At 73.1% G+C, this 16,277-nt stretch carries 16 protein-coding genes; 8 read left to right on the top strand and 8 right to left on the bottom strand.

Translation table 11 applies throughout. From position 1 onward, the window contains the following. The first annotated feature begins 65 nt into the window (after nucleotides 1–65). Both ACBR40_RS03760 and ACBR40_RS03765 read left to right on the top strand, forming a co-directional pair. Nucleotides 66–1,649: an FUSC family protein gene (locus ACBR40_RS03760; RefSeq protein ID WP_371247385.1), complete on the top strand. Its 1,584-nt coding sequence runs from the start codon at nucleotides 66–68 to the stop codon at nucleotides 1,647–1,649. Next, entirely contained in the window at nucleotides 1,646–2,221 is a 576-nt protein-coding gene (locus tag ACBR40_RS03765) for a MarR family winged helix-turn-helix transcriptional regulator (RefSeq protein WP_371247386.1), read from the top strand. Before ACBR40_RS03760 ends, ACBR40_RS03765 begins: the two co-directional genes overlap by 4 nt. A 51-nt stretch (nucleotides 2,222–2,272) precedes the next feature. On the opposite strand, the gene ACBR40_RS03770 is transcribed toward ACBR40_RS03765, so the two are convergent. From ACBR40_RS03770 to ACBR40_RS03785, 4 genes are all read right to left on the bottom strand, one after another. Then, entirely contained in the window at nucleotides 2,273–2,587 is a 315-nt protein-coding gene (locus ACBR40_RS03770; RefSeq protein ID WP_344216245.1) for a tetratricopeptide repeat protein, read from the bottom strand. A 2-nt stretch (nucleotides 2,588–2,589) separates the two neighbouring features. Next, entirely contained in the window at nucleotides 2,590–3,570 is a 981-nt protein-coding gene (locus ACBR40_RS03775; RefSeq protein ID WP_371247387.1) for a pirin family protein, read from the bottom strand. An 88-nt stretch (nucleotides 3,571–3,658) separates the two neighbouring features. Continuing rightward, on the bottom strand, nucleotides 3,659–4,477 hold the full coding sequence (locus ACBR40_RS03780) for an SDR family NAD(P)-dependent oxidoreductase (RefSeq protein WP_371247388.1): 819 nt from the start codon (nucleotides 4,475–4,477) through the stop codon (nucleotides 3,659–3,661). A 31-nt stretch (nucleotides 4,478–4,508) separates the two neighbouring features. Next, nucleotides 4,509–6,530 carry a BTAD domain-containing putative transcriptional regulator gene (locus ACBR40_RS03785; RefSeq protein ID WP_371247389.1) on the bottom strand — a complete coding sequence of 674 codons (2,022 nt, stop codon included), beginning with the start codon at nucleotides 6,528–6,530 and terminating at the stop codon, nucleotides 4,509–4,511. 80 nt (nucleotides 6,531–6,610) lie between these two features. On the opposite strand from ACBR40_RS03785, the gene ACBR40_RS03790 reads away from it, so the two are divergent. Then, nucleotides 6,611–7,483 (top strand): alpha/beta fold hydrolase, encoded by an 873-nt coding sequence (locus tag ACBR40_RS03790; protein ID WP_371247390.1) that lies wholly within the window; start codon nucleotides 6,611–6,613, stop codon nucleotides 7,481–7,483. A gap of 9 nt (nucleotides 7,484–7,492) precedes the next feature. Here ACBR40_RS03790 and ACBR40_RS03795 read toward each other — a convergent pair whose 3' ends face one another. Then, nucleotides 7,493–8,158, bottom strand: coding sequence for an alpha/beta fold hydrolase (locus tag ACBR40_RS03795; RefSeq protein ID WP_371247391.1), 666 nt, complete (start codon nucleotides 8,156–8,158; stop codon nucleotides 7,493–7,495). Between the two features lie 80 nt (nucleotides 8,159–8,238). Here ACBR40_RS03795 and ACBR40_RS03800 point away from each other — a divergent pair, with 80 nt between their 5' ends. Both ACBR40_RS03800 and ACBR40_RS03805 read left to right on the top strand, forming a co-directional pair. Continuing rightward, nucleotides 8,239–8,835 (top strand): TetR/AcrR family transcriptional regulator, encoded by a 597-nt coding sequence (locus ACBR40_RS03800; protein WP_371247392.1) that lies wholly within the window; start codon nucleotides 8,239–8,241, stop codon nucleotides 8,833–8,835. Between the two features lie 761 nt (nucleotides 8,836–9,596). Continuing rightward, a complete protein-coding gene (locus ACBR40_RS03805; RefSeq protein WP_371247393.1) occupies nucleotides 9,597–10,067 on the top strand; it encodes a pyridoxamine 5'-phosphate oxidase family protein in 471 nt (156 codons plus the stop codon). A gap of 121 nt (nucleotides 10,068–10,188) precedes the next feature. Here the strand turns inward: ACBR40_RS03805 and ACBR40_RS03810 are convergent, their stop codons facing one another. Next, nucleotides 10,189–10,980: a helix-turn-helix domain-containing protein gene (locus ACBR40_RS03810; RefSeq protein WP_371247394.1), complete on the bottom strand. Its 792-nt coding sequence runs from the start codon at nucleotides 10,978–10,980 to the stop codon at nucleotides 10,189–10,191. A gap of 86 nt (nucleotides 10,981–11,066) precedes the next feature. On the opposite strand from ACBR40_RS03810, the gene ACBR40_RS03815 reads away from it, so the two are divergent. The 3 genes from ACBR40_RS03815 to ACBR40_RS03825 all read left to right on the top strand — a co-directional run bounded on the left by ACBR40_RS03815 (nucleotide 11,067) and on the right by ACBR40_RS03825 (nucleotide 13,529). Beyond that, nucleotides 11,067–11,504 carry a hypothetical protein gene (locus tag ACBR40_RS03815; RefSeq protein ID WP_344216227.1) on the top strand — a complete coding sequence of 146 codons (438 nt, stop codon included), beginning with the start codon at nucleotides 11,067–11,069 and terminating at the stop codon, nucleotides 11,502–11,504. A gap of 292 nt (nucleotides 11,505–11,796) precedes the next feature. Further along, a complete protein-coding gene (locus tag ACBR40_RS03820; protein ID WP_364457939.1) occupies nucleotides 11,797–12,276 on the top strand; it encodes a MarR family transcriptional regulator in 480 nt (159 codons plus the stop codon). A gap of 2 nt (nucleotides 12,277–12,278) precedes the next feature. Further along, the gene (locus ACBR40_RS03825) at nucleotides 12,279–13,529 is read left to right on the top strand and encodes an epoxide hydrolase family protein (RefSeq protein WP_371247395.1); all 1,251 of its coding nucleotides are present in this window, start codon (nucleotides 12,279–12,281) and stop codon (nucleotides 13,527–13,529) included. A 130-nt stretch (nucleotides 13,530–13,659) separates the two neighbouring features. Here ACBR40_RS03825 and ACBR40_RS03830 read toward each other — a convergent pair whose 3' ends face one another. Continuing rightward, complete coding sequence (locus tag ACBR40_RS03830) at nucleotides 13,660–14,802, bottom strand: acyltransferase (protein ID WP_371247396.1); 1,143 nt, start codon at nucleotides 14,800–14,802, stop codon at nucleotides 13,660–13,662. Further along, the gene (locus ACBR40_RS03835) at nucleotides 14,795–16,132 is read right to left on the bottom strand and encodes an alpha/beta hydrolase (RefSeq protein ID WP_371247397.1); all 1,338 of its coding nucleotides are present in this window, start codon (nucleotides 16,130–16,132) and stop codon (nucleotides 14,795–14,797) included. The genes ACBR40_RS03830 and ACBR40_RS03835 overlap by 8 nt, the downstream gene beginning before the upstream one ends. Between the last annotated feature and the right edge of the window lie 145 nt (nucleotides 16,133–16,277).

The following is a 16,277-nucleotide window of genomic DNA, read 5'->3' on the forward strand; positions in this document are numbered from 1 at the left end:
CGGTCACGTCCTGTCCGCTTCGGCCATCGTTATTTTACTAGTGAAACATTTGCTAAACTTATCGGATGCGTTCTTCTGCCTTCGCCGTCCGCCTGCCCGTCCTGTCCGCGTTGCGGCTGAGACCGCTCGGCGACGTCTGGCACAAGCCCGCGTTCAGCTCGGTCGTCGCGCTGCTCGTGGTGCTGGGGCCACTGGTGGCGGCGGGGCGGCTGGACCTGGTCCTGTACGGCGCCACCGGCGCCATGTGCGCCCTCTACGGTCACGCGCTGCCCTACCGGGCGCGGGCCGGGGCGCTGGCGTGGGTCGTGGCCGGGATGCTGGCCGGCACGGGGATCGCGCTGGTGACCGCCGCGCTCACCGACGCCGTGGCCGTACGGGTCGCGGTGGCGGCGGTACTGGCCGGGCTGCACAAGGCGGTGTGCGACGCCACCCGCATCGGCCCGCCGGGCAACGTGGTGCTCACCTTTCTGACGGCGAGCGCGGCGTTCGTGCCGCAGCGGCTCGCCGACGTGCCGCTGCACCTGGGGATTGGAGTGCTGGGCGGGGCCGTGGCCTGGGCGGTGGGGATGGCGCCGTCGCTGGTCCGGCCGGACGGGCCGGAGCGGGTGGCGGTGGCCCGCGCCCTGGAGGCGACCGCGCGCCTGCTCCGCGTCCGGCAGGACGGGGCGGATGCCCTCCACGAGGCTCGGCACGCGGCCGCCGCGGCGGTGAACGCCGCCTGGCAGACGCTGCTGCGCGCGGGCGCGGGCCGTGAGGAGCTGCGCCGGCTGCTGGTGCGGGCGGAGTCGGGCGTGAGCGGCGGCGTCGGGGCGGAGGCGCTGCGCGGCTGGGCGCGTGAGCTGCGCAAGGGGCGGCCGGTGCCCGTGCCGCCGGCCGGTGACCGGGGCACTGCGGCGGCCGAGCGGGCGGAGCTGGCCGGGATCGCCGCCGAGGAGCGCGCCGGGCGTGGGCTGCGGCGGCTGGCGCGGGACGTCGCGGGCCGGTGGCGGGTCGTGGTGATGGTGTTCGCCGGCTCGGCGGTGGCCGGGTGGGCGTCGATGGCGTTCGGGGTCGGGCGGCCGTACTGGGCGGTGGTGACGGCGGCGTCGGTGTTCGCGGCCAACACGGCCATGTCGTGGAGCCGGGCGGTGCAGCGGGTGGTGGGCAACCTGCTCGGGGTGGCGCTGTTCACGTTGCTGGCGCCGGTGACGCGGCTGGGGGCGGTGGCGCTGCTGGTGACGGTGCTGGCGCTGCAGTTCGTGACGGAGCGGGCGATGACGCGGAACTACTGGCTGGGGAGCGTGTTCGTGACGCCGACGGCGATCCTGATGACGCAGTTCGCGGGGGCGCAGCCGGTGCCGGTGCTGGTCGCCGACCGGTGGCTGGACACGTGTCTGGGTGCGGTGGCCGGGCTGGTGGCGTGCGTGGTGCTGCGCGACCGGCGGGCGGCCGGGCGGGTCCACGACGGTCTGGAACGGCTGGAGCGGCTGGTGGCCGAGCCTCGTCCGGCGGCCGACCGGCTGCGCGCGGCGCTGGTGGGGCTGCGGGAGGCGGCCGACCTGGCGGCGGGGGAGTGGCGCGGGGCGGCGTTGCCGGAGGAGCGGATCGTGGCGGCCGAGCGGGCGGGTCACCGCCGCCTGGCCGAGCTGACCGCCGTGCGGCATCCGTGACGGCGGGCGCGTACGATCAGTCCGTCGCCGGGGCCGAGCCGGCGGGGGTCGAGAGGAAGGGCGGGCCGGTGGAGGACGCCGTGGCGGTGGCGCTGCGTCAGTGGCGGCAGGTCCTTCCCGATGCCGACCTCGACGCGATCGCCGTGATCGGCCGGCTCAACCGGTGTACGGCTTTGCTGCAGCAGGCGACGGACGCGCCGCTGGGCCGGGCGGGGGTCAACCGCGCCGAGTACGACCTGCTGTGCGCGTTGCTGCGGGTCGGCGGCGAGCTGACGCCGGGGCGGCTGGCGCGGGAGACGTTCGCCTCGGGGGCGGCGGTGACCAAGCGGGTGCGGCGACTGGAGCAGATCGGGCTGGTGGCCCGGCGGGTGGACGAGCGGGATCGCCGGGTGGCGCATCTGTCGCTCACCGAACGCGGTCGGGCGTTCGTGCTGGAGCTGGTGCCCGAGCAGCTGGCGTACGAGAACGCGTTGCTGGCGGGGCTGGCTCCCGGGCGGGAGCGTGAGCTGGCCGGGCTGCTGGGGGAGTTGCTGCTCATGCTGGAGGGGCGGCTCGGCGGCGTGATCGGCTGACGAGCGTCCGGGTCCCGGGCGCGGGGCGGTGCCCCGCGCCCGGATGGCGGTTCAGGCGGCGGTGCCGGTCATGGCGGCGTGCAGCCGCAGGTACGGCTCCGCCTCCTGCGGGCGGCTGCGGCGTTCGAGCGTCCGGCCGAGCAGCAGGTACGCGTACGCCTCGGCCGGGTCGCGCTCGATGACCTGCCGCAGCTCGGCCTCGGCCCGCCCGAGCTGGGCGGAGTGGTAGTAGGCGCGGGCCAGCAGCAGCCGGGCGGCAACGTCGTCGGGCGCTTCGGCGACGACGCCGGCGAGGTGGCGGGCGGCTTCGATGTAGTCCTTGAGCTGGAAGAACATGCGCCCGCGCGCGTAGGTGTCGGCGATCATGGTCACTCCTTTCCCGGACCGGTGTGGGGGAGTCGGGCGGCGGGGACGACGCCGAGGCGGCCGGCCTGGTAGTCCTCCATGGCCTGGACGATCTCGGCACGGGTGTTCATGACGAACGGCCCGTAGTGGACGACGGGTTCGCGGATGGGCTGCCCGCCGAGCAGCAGCACCTCCAGGTTGGGCTCGGCCTGCGGCTGGTCGGGGGCGGCGGCGAGGGTGAGCGAGTCGCCCGCGCCGAAGACGGCCAGCTGTCCCTTGGTGACCGGGCGTCGCTCGGCGCCGGAGGTGCCGTGTCCGGCGAGGACGTACGCCAGGGCGTTGAAGCCGGGGTTCCACGGCAGGTCCAGCCGCGCGCCGGGGCTGAGGGTGGCGTGCACCATCGTGATCGGGGTGAAGGTGACGCCGGGGCCGGGGTGGCCGTCCAGCTCTCCGGCGATGACGCGCAGCAGCGTGCCGCCGTCGGCGGAGGCCAGCAGCGCCGACTGCCGGCCGCGGATGTCCTGGTAGCGGGGGACGTGGAACTTGTGGGCGCGGGGCAGGTTGACCCACAGCTGGACGCCGTGGAACAGCCCGCCGGACACGACCAGGTGCTCCGGCGGCTTCTCGATGTGGAGCAGGCCGCTGCCGGCGGTCATCCACTGGGTGTCGCCGTCGGTGATCGTGCCGCCGCCGCCGGCGGAGTCCTGGTGCTCGAAGATGCCGTCGATGATGTAGGTGACGGTCTCGAAGCCGCGGTGCGGGTGCCAGGGGGTGCCTTTCGGCTCGCCGGGGGCGTACTCGACCTCGCCCATCTGGTCCATGTGGATGAAGGGGTCGAGCAGCAACTGGGGCAGGCCGGCGAAGGCGCGCCTGACGGGGAAGCCCTCGCCCTCGTAGCCGGTGGGCGCGGTCGTCACCGAGCGCACGGGGCGCGGCCGGGTGGCGGCCGGGTCGGGGGTGGTGACGCGTGGCAGCGTCAGGGTGTCTGCGGTGACGGCGGGCATGACACACCTTCCAGGTTGAAATTTCAACTTCTTGCGCCGTGTAACCCGCGGTGCCCCGCCGGCATTCCCGCGGTCAGGTGGTGAGCATTCAGAGGGTGAGCATCGCCTGGCTGCGCTCCCACAGCAGCCGCGCCGCCTCCGGGTCGCCGGCCAGGCGGTGGGTGGGAGCGGGCCGGCGTTTCACGTAGTGGCCGCCGGACTCCCAGCCCTCGCCGGGAGGTGTGGTGGCCAGCCAGACGAGGGTGTCGGCGCCTTGCTCGGGCGTGAGCATCAGCCGTTTGAGCGGCGAGCGGTAGGTCAGCCGGGCCAGGCTGTCGGTGCCGTCGGCGAAGTTCGTCGCGACCACTCCGGGATGGAAGGAGACCGCGCTGACCCCGTCGGCCCCGTGGCGGCGTTGCAGCTCGCGGGTGAACAGGATGTTGGCCAGCTTGGAGTTGGCGTAGGCGCGGGTGCCGGAGTAGCGGCGTACGGCGTCGAGGTCGTCGAGGTCGAGGCGGGCGCCCCGGTTGAACTCGCTGGAGGTGTTGATCACCGTGGCGCGGCTCTCCGCCAGGCGCGGCAGGAGCAGCGTGGTGAGCAGGAACGGCGCCAGATGGTTGACCTGGAAGGTGGTCTCGTGGCCGTCGGCCGTCACGCGGCGCGAGCCCATGATGCCGCCGGCGTTGTTGGCCAGCACGTCGATGACCGGGTGGCGCTCCAGCAGCGTCTCCGCCAGCGCCCGCACCTCGGCCAGCCGGGCGAAGTCGGCCACGTGGAAGTCGGCGTCCAGTTCCTTGGCCAGCGTCTCGGTCTTGCCCGGCGAACGCCCGACGAGCACGACGCGCGCGCCGCGCTCGTGCAGGATGCGGGCGGCCGCGCGGCCGATGCCGTCGCTGGCCCCTGTGACGATCACGGTCCTGGCCGCCATCGCAGCGTCCCTTCGCCGGAGATCTTCTACCTTAACCAGGCTCGCCCTGTCTGGATACGCGCGTGAGCGCGGCCAGGTGATCGGAGACCGGCCCCAAGGTGAGCAGGCCGCTGCCCGCGCCCGCCAGCTCACCGGCCGCCGGTGCCAGCGCGTCGCGGGCCCGCCGCGCCGCCTCCCGGTGCCCTGTGGCGACCGCGGCCCGCGCCACCAGGCACCACATGGCCTCCAGCAGCAGGTCGCGCGGCGGGTCCGGCACCTCGTCCAGCGCCGCCGCGGCCATGTCCGTCCGTCCTGCGGCGGCCAGCAGCAGGGGGCGGACCCAGGGCTCGTACGGGCCGTAGTCGGCGTCCCCGTCCGGGGGCGGCAGGCCACGCCGCACCCGCGCGCACAGCAACGCCAGCGCCGCAAGCCCCCGCTCCAGCCCCGGCATCCCAGCCCCCACCAGCAGCCCGGCCGCCTCCCGATAGGCCCCTTCCACCTCGGCCGCATCCCCATCGAGCCCTGAGTGGGGCGCGGTGCCGGGCAGCGCGCCCGTCACGTCCAGGCGCAGCGCCCGGTACCAGCCGGTGAACACCCCCACCAGTGGCCGTTCATGCCGTTCGGCCAGCCGCCCGGCCGCGGCCGCGTGCTCGTCGGCCGCCAGGAAGTCGCCCAGGGCGCAGCGGGCCTGCAGCTGGACGAGATGGCCGAGCACCTCGAAGGTGACCAGCCCGTGCCGCCCCGACAGGGCGACCAGCTCCGCGCCGATCGCGTCCCGCCGCCCGGCCAGCCCGGCCCGTTCGAAGCTCTGCATGAAGACGGCGTTGAGCGCGAAGGCCAGCAGCGCCGGATCGTCCAGCTCGCGGGCCAGCCGCTCGGCCTGCCGCGCCGCCTCCGGGCCGCGCGGCCCGTGCCCGCCCCGCGACTCCAGCCCGACGGCGGCCAGCAGCCGCGCCCGCGTCGCCTCGCGTGCCCTCGTCCCGTCCGGGGGCAGCGCGGCGAGGGTGCGTTCGGCCGCCGCCACCACCTGCCCCGCCCGCGCCGGGTCGTCGGACCGGGTCCAGATCGCCGGTACGTCGAACGCCCCGATCACCCGCGCCGTCAGCTCGGCATCGCCCAGTTCCTCGGCCGCCGCGACGGCCGCCACCCGGTGCCGCCCGGCCGCCTCCAGCCCCGCGCCGCCGGTGACGGCCAGGTCGCGCATGAGGTTCACGGTCGACTCCAGCCGCGCCCGAGCCCCCGGCGGCGCGCTGCGGTCGTAGGCGGCGGCCGCCCGCGCCCACACCGCGTCCGCCGTACCGGAGGCGGCGGGATCGAGGTGCGGCGCCTGGTGCAGGATGTCGGACTCCAGCCTGCGCAGCGCCGGGCCCGGGTCCACGCCCAGCTCCTCCACCAGCAGCGCCCGCGCCCGCCGCAGCACCGCCAGCGCGTCCCCCTGCCGCCCCGCCCGGTACAGCGCCAGCGCCAGCAGCCGCCAGCCGTCCTCCCGCCACGGGTGCTCGGCCACGTGCGCGTCCAGGTCGGGCACCGCCTCGGCGGCCGGGTGTACGGCGAGGCGCGCCTCGGCCCGCCGTTCGACGGCGTGCAGCCGCAGCTCCGCCAGCCGTGACCGCTCGGCCCGCGCCCACTCCTGCCCGGCGAACTCGGCGTACGCCGGCCCCCGCCACCAGCTCAGCGCCTCCTCCAGCCGCTCCAGCGCCTCCCGGGGCGGCAGCGTGGCGGAGTCGGTCACCGCCTGCTCGAACCGCCAGGCGTCCACCGCGCCGGGCGCGGCGCGCAGCGCGTACCCGGGGCCCTCGGTGACCAGCAGTCGGGGCGCGGCGCGGGGCGGCCGCTCCGGCTCCAGGGCGCGGCGCAGCGCCGCCACGAACGTCCGCACCGCGCTCACCGCGCCGCGCGGCGGGTCGCCGTCCTCCCACAGGTCGGCCACCAGCAGGTCCACGGGTACGACGCGGCGGCGGGCGACGATCAGCCGGGCCAGCACCGCCCGGTGCCGTGGCCCCTTGACGTCGATCGTGTTCCCGGCGTCGTCCCAGGCCGTCGCCGGCCCCAGCACCCCGAAGCGCACCCCCACCCTGTCGACCGTAGCGCGCTCATCGGATGCTCATCGCCGCCCGGCAGGCTGGAAGCCGACCCCGAAGGAAAGGAAACCTCATGCGGATCCCAGGCTTCGCCTACCACCGCGTCCCGGTCGCCGGCGATGTGGCGCTGAACGTCGCCGTCGCCGGCTCCGGCAGCCCCGTCGTGCTGCTGCACGGCTTCCCGCAGACCCACCTCATGTGGCGGCACGTGGCCGCCGACCTCGCCACCGCCCACACGGTGATCTGCCCCGACCTGCGCGGGTACGGCGCCAGCGACAAACCCGCCGAGACCGGGCCCGGCACCTACAGCAAGCGCACCATGGCCGCCGACGTCGTCGCGCTGGCCCGCGCGCTCGGGCACGAGCGCTTCGCGCTGGCCGGTCACGACCGCGGCGCCCTGGTCGCCTTCCGCGCCGGGCTCGACCACCCGGCCGCGATCACCCATCTGGCCTGCCTCGACGTCCTGCCCACGCTCGACATGTGGGAGGTGATGCGCGGAGCGGAGGCGGCCGTCGGCTTCCACCTGTACCTGATGGCGCAGCCGCCCGGCCTCCCCGAGACGATGATCGCGGCGAGCGCCGACGCCTTCTTCGGCCACTTCCTCGATCTGTGGACCGGCGACGCGGAGTCGATCCCGCCCGCGGTCCGGGCCGCCTACCTCGACGCCTGCCGGGCCGCCGTCCCGTCGATCGTGGCCGACTACCGCGCCTCGGCCGGCGTGGACGTCGAGCACGACCGGGCCGACCGGGCGGCCGGCAGGCGCCTGGCCATGCCGGTCACCGTGCTCCAGCAGGACTGGGGCGCGGCGCTCGGCTACGACGCGGCGGCCCTGTGGGGGGCCTGGGCGGGCGATCTGGACCACCGGACCGTCACCTGCGGGCACTTCATGGCCGAGGAGGCCCCGGCCGAGGTCGCCAAGGCCCTGCGCGACCTGCTCGCCCGCTGAGACCTGCCGTCAGGCCGATTCCGTGATGATCCGCACCAGGTCGTGCGGGGCGTCGCGCATCAGGTTGTGGCCGCCGTCCACGGCGACCACCCGCCAGGCGGGGTCCTCGCGCAGCCGTTCGTACGTGGTGGTGAACGGGGAGGGGCCGTCCCAGCCGGTCGCGTACACGTACGTCCGCCGCTGCACCCGCTCCAGCTCGCCGGTCAGGCGCAGCGGCTGGAGTACCGAGGCCAGCGGGTGCGGCGTGGCGCGCGGGTCGAAGAACGGCAGGGGACGCGTGGCGAAGCCGTCGTCGGTCACGTCCAGATACCAGCGCCGCTCGTTCTCCGAGGCCAGGTCCCAGCAGGAGTCGCCGTCGCCGGGGACCATGGCGTCCAGGTAGACCAGCGAGGCCACCCGCCCCGGCGTCCGGTCGGCGACGCCGGTGATGACCATCCCGCCGTAGCTGTGCCCGGCCAGCACCGCGTCGCGTACGTCCTCGGCGGCCAGCAGGGCGGTCACGTCCTCGATGTGGGTGTCCAGGTTGACGCCGCCGCTGAGCAGGTGGGCCCGCTCGCCGACGCCGGTGAGGGTGATCGGCAGGACCCGGTGGCCCCGCCGGCGCAGCTCGTCGCCGAGGTCGGCGTAGCACCAGCCGCCATGGCACATGCCGGGGACGAGGACGATGTCGGTCACGTGTCGCTCCTGGAGATCGAACTGATCGGTACGGTCCGGCGATCGTAGCAGCCATCGCACCGACCGGTACGATCCAAGTCATGCCGGTCCCCAAGGGCTCGACCATCGACCCCGCCCGCACCCGCGCCGCCATCCTCCAGGCCGCCACCGCCCTGCTGTACGAACGCGGCCTCGACGGCATCGGCGTCGCCGAGCTGTGCACCAGGCTCGGCGTGTCCAAGGAGACCCTCTACCGCCACTTCGGCACCAAGGACGGCCTGGTGGAGGCGGTGCTGGAGGCGCGCAGCGACCGCGTGATCGCCTGGGTGGAGTCGGCCGTCGCGGCGGCGGGCGACGACCCGGCCGCCCAGCTCGCCGCCGTGTTCGACGCCTTGCAGCACTGGTACGAGGAGCCCGCCTTCCGCGGCTGTGCCCTGGTCAACGCCGCCGCCCAGCACCACGTCCCGCAGGTGCGCGCCATCACCGCCCGCCACCTGGGCCGCCACCTCGCCCTGCTGACCGGCATCGCGGACCGCGCCGGAGCCGCCGAACCCGGCCTGCTCGGCCGCCAGCTTCTCATGCTGGTCGAAGGCGCCACCGTCGTCGCCGCCCATCGCGACGCCCGCGGCCCGGGCGCCGAGGCCCGCGCCGCCGCCCTCACCCTCCTCGCTGCCGCGCGCGCACAGCCGTCGTCGTAACTTCTCGAACGTGGGCGCCCAGCCTGGCGAACCATGACTACAGGCGCCGTTCACGATGGACCTGAACAGGTCAGGCGGCCTTGTCCCCAAAACACCTTTCGCCCTCCCGCCACCCGCATCCTGCGAAGCCTGCCTCCCCGTCCATACGCAGCCGAGGACGGGTTCGTCCGTCGCGCAGCAAGCGTCCTCCTTGCGCGCCCGACCGTCCTGCCCCCGTGATCTTCCTGATCGAACAGCCCGGGAAGCCGTCCGGGAGCCGCGCGCACCGACGACTGCGGGATCCCGCAGGCCGGGAGCCGCGTGCCGACGGCCAGCCGCTCTCCGGCAGGCAGGCTTCCCACGTCCCCAAGCCAGCAAGGAACCTTCCACGACCGTCATCGACGCCGCCCCGCCCGGCAGGGGCACCCATCCGGCACCGACCCTTGTGCACCTGGCAGGGGAGACCGACATCTCCAGGACGGCCCGGCTGCGTCAGCGGCTGACCAGCCTCCTCACCCCTGGCGCCTGCGGTCTCGTCCTGGACGGACCCGTCCCAGGTCACCTTCTGCGGTGCCGGTGGACTCGCCGTGCTGCTCGGGGTGCAGAAGCGGGCCCGCTTCCTGAGCTCACGCGGGCGTTGCCCGGCGTCCCGGCCGCGTGATCCTCCAAACCCCGGCCACTTCCCTCTGCACCACCCGCAACGCACGAGCCGGCCGGCGACTGCTGATGGGGCGACGCGACGAGCCCCGATACTGTCGGAGGCTTCGGGCATGATGGCGGGCATGGCGTCATGGCAGGAGTTCGAGCAGCAGGCCCCTGAGCTGAGCAAGGTCGCCCGCCGGCTGGTGGAGGCTTACCGGCACAAGGTGCTGGCCACGTTGCGCAGGGATGGTTCGCCCCGGGTCAGCGGCACCGAGACGACCTTGAAGAACGGCGAACTGTGGATCGGGTCGATGGGCGGCGCCGTCAAGGCCTTCGACCTGCGGCGCGACCCGCGCATGGCCATCCACGTGACCTCGCGCGCCCCCGAGGGCGACGACCCGTCGTCCTGGGAGGGCGACGTCAAACTGGCGGGGCGTGCGATCGAGATCACCGGAGCGGACGTGCTCGAGGCACTGGAGGTTTCGGAGGAGGGATCGCATCTGTTTCGCATCGAGCTGACCGAGGTGGTCTGGACCCACGTCGAGGGCGACGAACTGGTCATCGACTTCTGGCAGGAGGGATCGAGCCCTCATCAGGTCCGCCGCCACTGACAAGCCGTACCGGCCAACGGACCGCGCGAGCCAACAGACCGTGCGGGCCGACGAGTTCGTCCCGATCAGTAGGCCATGCCGCCGATCAGGTCCTGCCGCCCAGTGGACGGTGCCGTGTCGCTCAGTAGGCCATGCTGCGCTCCCGCAGGATGCGCGCCGAGTTCTCGTCGACAGGCAGGAACGCCTCCAGGCGCAGCTCCGCCAACGTCACATCCACAGCCGTCGCGAACGAAGTCAGCGTCGTCATCAGCCGCAGCTCACCCTCCGGCACGCGCAACCGCAGCGGCACGGCGAAGCCGAGATGCCCACCGGGCGCCCCCAGCCCAGGCAGATAACCGTCCAGCTCGACGATGAACTCCTCCAACTCCGGATCGGGGCTGCGGTCGAGCTGGTCACGCAGGCTGCCCGTGATGTGGCGGCCCCACTCGGCCAGGTTCACCACCCGGCCCGCCATGCCGTCAGGATGCAGCGCCAGACGAAGTACGTTGACCGGAGGCTTCAGCAGCTCAGGGGCCGCGCCCTCGCACAACACCCCGAAGGCCGCGTTGGCGGCGACCAGCAGCCCGTGCGGCCGCACGACGACCGCGGGACAGGGCAGATGACCATCGAGAATGCGGTCCAACGCCTCGCGTACCGGGCCCAGCTCGGGCGCGTCCAGCGACGACTCCGCGTACACCGGCGCATACCCGGCGGCCAGCAGGAGCCCGTTCCGCTCCCGCAGCGACAGGCTCAGCGACTCGGCCAGCCGCACCACCATGGCCCGCCCCGGCCGAGAACGCCCCTGCTCCAGAAAGCTCAGATGCCGCTGCGTCGTGTCGGCCCTGATGGCCAGATCGAGCTGGCTGAGACGGCGACGCGCACGCCATCGCCGAAGCTCGCGGGCGAAGTGGTTGGGCTCGGCCGACACTGTCATGAACCCATTCATACTGGACGGCGTCCGTCGCGCGATTCCCTGCAAGGAATCGCGCCACCGCACTCGCCCGGCACAGACTGCCGGTCATGAGCAACCCCATCGAGATCAAGGAATGGGCCGGCCGCTACGTCGCCCAGTGGAACGAACCCGACCCGGACCGGCGTGCCGCCCTCATCCGGGAGCTGTGGGCGCCCGACGGCGTCCAGGTGCTGGTCGACCCACCGCAGGCGATCCGAGAGGAGGCGGCGAGCCTGGCATTCCCGGTGCCGCCGCTGGAGGCGCGCGGTCACGACGGCCTGGACGCCAGGGTCCGGCGGGCCTACGAGATGTTCGTCGCACCGGGGGAGCATGTCTTCAAGGCAGACGGTGAGCCGTTCGCACTGCTGCCTGACCTGATCGCCGTGCGCTGGTCGATGGTGTCGACCAGCACCGGCGAGACCGTCGGCGGCGGCCTGGACCTCCTGGCCCTGAACGACGACGGCCGCATCCGCACCGACCACCAGTTCATCGGCACACCAAGCTGACAGCGCCGCCGCCACACCGCGTCAGCCGAGACGAGAAGGCACGACGGCACCGCCCGCCTGCCTCGGCGCCTAGGCAAGCCGGTTGGCGGCGACACCACCCCCACCCCAGGACAACACCACACGCCAGCCCCCTGGCCCGTACCGCGCTCCTGTACCAGGGCGGCGGCGGGCACTTGCCTCGAAGCGGTGCTGAGCCGCTTGCCAAGCCTGCGCCACCCATGTGCCGTGCATCTGCGCCATCACAGAAACAAAAACAACAGCAACTTAATTAAGTTCCTTATATACTCCTCCGGTGCCGCCCAAACCGCAGCCCGGCGAGCTCGATGTCGCCCACCTGACCTCCGTGCTGGAGGAGTTCACCCGGATGTTCATCCGCCTGCCCGCCGTGCAGCGGCTGAGCTTCACCACGCTGTCAGTGCTCCACACACTGGCCGGACAGGGCCCCAAACGTCTCACCGAGCTGGCCGCGAGTGAGCAGGTCACCCAGTCCGCGATCACCCAGATGGTCGCCAAACTGGAACGCGACGGCCTGGTGGAGCGGCGGCCGGACCCGTCGGACCGCCGCGCCGTGCTTGTCGACGTCACCGCGGCCGGCGCCGCGATCGTGCACGGGCGGCGCGCCGACCGCAGGGCGCATCTCGCCGAGCTCACCGGCGAGCTCACCCCCGCCGAGCGGGCGACGATCGCGGCCGCCTTGCCCGCCCTGGCCCGCATGAGCGAGGTGAACCGGCGGCTCGCCGGCGAAGCCGACGCCCCGGACAGGAGGAAATGACCATGCCCACCACAGAGCCCACCGCGCAGGGGAACCGCCCGTTTCCCCTGGAACCGACGCCGATCCACGTGCCCGACGACGTCCTGGACGACCTGCGCCGCCGCTTGGAGCTCACCCGCTGGCCCGCCGACGCCGGCAACGAGGATTGGTACTACGGCGTCAACGCCGACTACCTGCGTGAACTCGTCGACTACTGGCGTAAGGGCTACGGCTGGCGCAAGACCGAGGCGGCGATCAACGCCTATGAGCACTACAAGGTAAACGTCGACGGCGTGCCCGTGCACTTCATGCGCCGCCCGGGCGTGGGCCCCAGCCCGACGCCGCTGATCCTGACCCACGGCTGGCCCTGGACGTTCTGGCACTGGTCCAAGGTCGTGGACCCGCTCGCCGACCCGGGCGCCCACGGCGGCGACCCGGCCGAGGCGTTCGACGTGATCGTGCCCTCCTTCCCAGGGTTCGGATTCTCCAGCCCGCTGCCCGGCCGCCCGGACATGAACTTCTGGAAGGTCGCCGACGTCTGGCACACCCTCATGACCGACGTCCTCGGCCACGACCGTTACGCCGCCGCCGGCTGCGACGTCGGCGCGCTGGTGTGCGGGCAGCTCGGCCACAAGTACGCCGCCGAGCTGTACGGCATCCACATCGGCTCGGGCCAGATGCTGACGATGTTCAACGGCGACCGGGCCTGGGACCTCAGCGGTGGCCGGCCCATCCCCGAAGGCCTGCCGGCCGACGTCCATGCCCAGGTCGTGGCGCTGGACAGGCGTTTCGCCGTGCACCTGGCCGCGCACGTGCTGGCCCCGAGCACGTTGGCGTACGGGCTGTCGGACTCGCCCGCCGGGCTGCTCGCCTGGATTCTCGAACGCTGGATCAAGTGGAGCGACAACGGCGGTGACGTCGAGACCGTCTTCACCAAGGACGACCTCCTCACCCACGCCATGATCTACTGGGTCACGAACTCGATCGGCACGTCCATCCGCACGTACGCCAACAACAACCGTTACCCGTGGACCCCGTCCCACGAACGGTGGCCGCCCGTGGAGGCGCCGACCGGCATCACGTTCGTCGGCTACGAGAACCCGCCCGGCGTCACCACCGACCAGCGCGTCCAGCACTTCCTCGACAGCGGCCGGGCCGCCTGGTACAACCACGTCAACCTCACCGTCCATGATCACGGCGGCCACTTCATCCCCTGGGAGATTCCGGGGGAGTGGGTGGACGACCTGCGCCGGACCTTCCGGGGCCGCCGCTGACCACACAGTTCTTTCTTGTGCCGCAAATCGCATGATCCCCCCATGCCTCTGCGGCCATGGACCGTCTCCACACCCGCCTGAGCCTCCCCTGTCCTTCGGGAACGGTGCCCGGCTTGCCGTTCCTCGGCTCTTACGACCCGGCTTGGGCTTCCTCCGCCCAGATCCGAGGCTCAGGTGGCCGGGTCCGTTCATAGGCGTGGAACGCGCCCCAGCAGACGCACAACGCCAGCGCGAACACCGGTAACCAGGCCAGCCTGGCCAGCACCCAGGACGGTTCGCCGGGCACGGTGTGCAGGCCGTGCAGAGGGCGGCCGGCGAGCAGCCCGAGTGTGGTGACCGCGATCATCGCCGTCTGGTGCCAGAGAAAGATCGTCATCGCGGACAGGTTCGCCAGTGCCACGAACGCCCACACGGTGGGCCGCACCAGCAGTCGCCGCAGCGGATCGCGAAGGAGGAGCGCGGCTCCGCACTGGGCCAGCCCGAACGCGACCGCCGCGAGCGTGGGCGGGGACTGGTTCGAGATCGGGGCACCCGGCACGCCCACCATGGAAGCCGGATAACCGGCCCACACGATCAGCACGGCCGCGACGGCCGCGCCGCCGGCCAGTAACGCCCATCCGGTCGTCCGCTCGTTCAGCAGGTCACGGGCCCAGGTTGCCCCCAAGCAGTACGGCACCAGCCACCCCGCCGCCAGGTTCACCCATCCCACCCACTCGGGCCCGCCCCACCCGAACCGCACCAGGTCGACGAGAGCGACCACGGCGAGCGGCCACGCCGGATGCAACTGGGCGACCAGCGGTGTCAACGCCGTCAGCCCTGCGTACACCAGCAGGAACCACAGCGGGGACCACACCAGCTTGGCCAGCGCCTGCACACTCTTGAAGTCGGCACCCGAGGCGAGCATCACCAAGGCCACCAGGGTCCACACCACCGCCACGGCCGCGACCGGCCGCAGCAGCCGTGCCGCACGCGCCCGCAGCCACCGCCCGTAGCCGACACCGCGAGCGTGCGCGGAGGCGTGGCTCCTGGCGGTCATCTGGCCGCCCACCAGGAAGAAGAGCGCCATGGTCTGCAGGACCCACGACACCGGGGCGAGGTACGGCATGTCACGCAGCGGGCTGGCGACCCGAACGCTGCCGCTCTCGACGACCAGCGCGCTCACCAGCCAGTGGCCGAGCACCACACCGCCGATGGCCAGGGCGCGCAGGGCATCCACGCTGCGGTCACGCCCGGCCGGCGTCGTCTCCTCGACCTTCCGCACGAGATCACGCACGCCCGGCCACCTCCAGCGGCATCGGCGCGTGCCCGCCCCCGCTCGGCGGCATCCCTGTGTGCCCGCCCCCGCTCGGCGACAGGCGTACATGCCCGCCCCCGTGCCCCATCGGCGACATGCGCGCGTGTCCGCCCAGGTCCTGTCCCGCGCCCTGCCCCACGCCCTGTCCCGCGTCCGAACGCGCCTGCGGTGTGACATGGGCGTCCGATTCCGTGATCGGTCCCTGATTCCTCGTGCTGCTGGCGAGCAGTTTCGTGGCCGCGTCCGCTGGTCGTGCCGCGGCTTCGTCCGGTGCTCGCAGGAGTGGCTCTGGTGTTGTGAGGGGCGGTCTCTGGTCTGTTCGAACGGCTGCGGTGTCTGGTCGGGAGCGGCCGGGGTCGGCCTGGAGAGGATCCCGGCCTGTGATGATCCGCACGATGTTGTGCAGGGACAGGGAGCCGTCCGTCAGGTAGCCGCTGTGGCCGCCATCGCCCGCCGCGAAGACGTGCGCGCCGAAATCGGGGGAGACCGGGTCGGTGCCCAGGCCGAGGGTGACGAAGGGGAGGTGCAGACGGGTGTGCGGCACCAGGCTGATCCAGTCGCTGCTGGTGCGCCCCGCCCAGACCGCCGCAGAGGTCCGGAGCTCGCGGACGTTGTCCGCGCCGACGCCTGGGCTGCCGGTCAGGATGATGCGGGCGACGTCCAGTCCAGGTGCGGCGCGTGCGCACACCACTCCGCCGTACGAGTGGCACAGCAGTGACAAGCTGCCGCCGCCCTTGGTATCCGTCAGCCGTCGGACGAAGCCGTGCAGTTCGGCGGCACCCTTGTCCGCCAGGTCGGACGTGAGCGTGTCCAGACTGATCGTCGCGGGCGTCCGATAACCGAGCCAGGCGACGACGGCGTGCCCCTCGCCGAGCGCTTGGTGCAGGCGGAGCGCGCCGCCGCGCAGCAGCCCGTACTTGTCGAGATTGGTGTCGGCGCCGGGAACCAGGACGGCGACGTGCTCCGCCGTCGCCAGGTCGCCGAAGACCTCCACGACGCGCCCGCCGTCACGGCCGTCAAAGGACAGGAACCTGCGGCCGGGATCGGCCATGACTCGCAGCGCCGCGGCCCGCCGCAGGTCTCCATGACGGATGGCCGCGTCGGCGGCGGCCAGGACATCGCTCCGGCTGGTGGCGTATCTGTCTGCCAGGGCCTGTGCGGTCAGCTCTGACAGAGGGGTCGCGCTCGCGGGGACGGGCGCGGGCACCGCCGCTGGGTGCGCCGTGCCGATCACCGGCGCCGCCACCGATGCGGCGACGGACAGGGACAGCAGGGCACGGCGTAGCCGGAGAAGGTTCGACTGGATCACGCGTTCGAGAGTGCCGTGACGGGCCGCCGCGCCGCATCGGACCGTCGTCTGTTCTTTTCGCGGCTCAGGCAGACCACGGTTGTACGACCTGGGTCCGATGCGCGAGCAGGCCGTTCACGCATACGATCCGGGCATGCACGCTGCG

This window comes from Nonomuraea sp. AD125B (assembly GCF_041402765.1).
GTDB classification, from domain to species: Bacteria; Actinomycetota; Actinomycetes; order Streptosporangiales; family Streptosporangiaceae; genus Nonomuraea; species Nonomuraea bangladeshensis.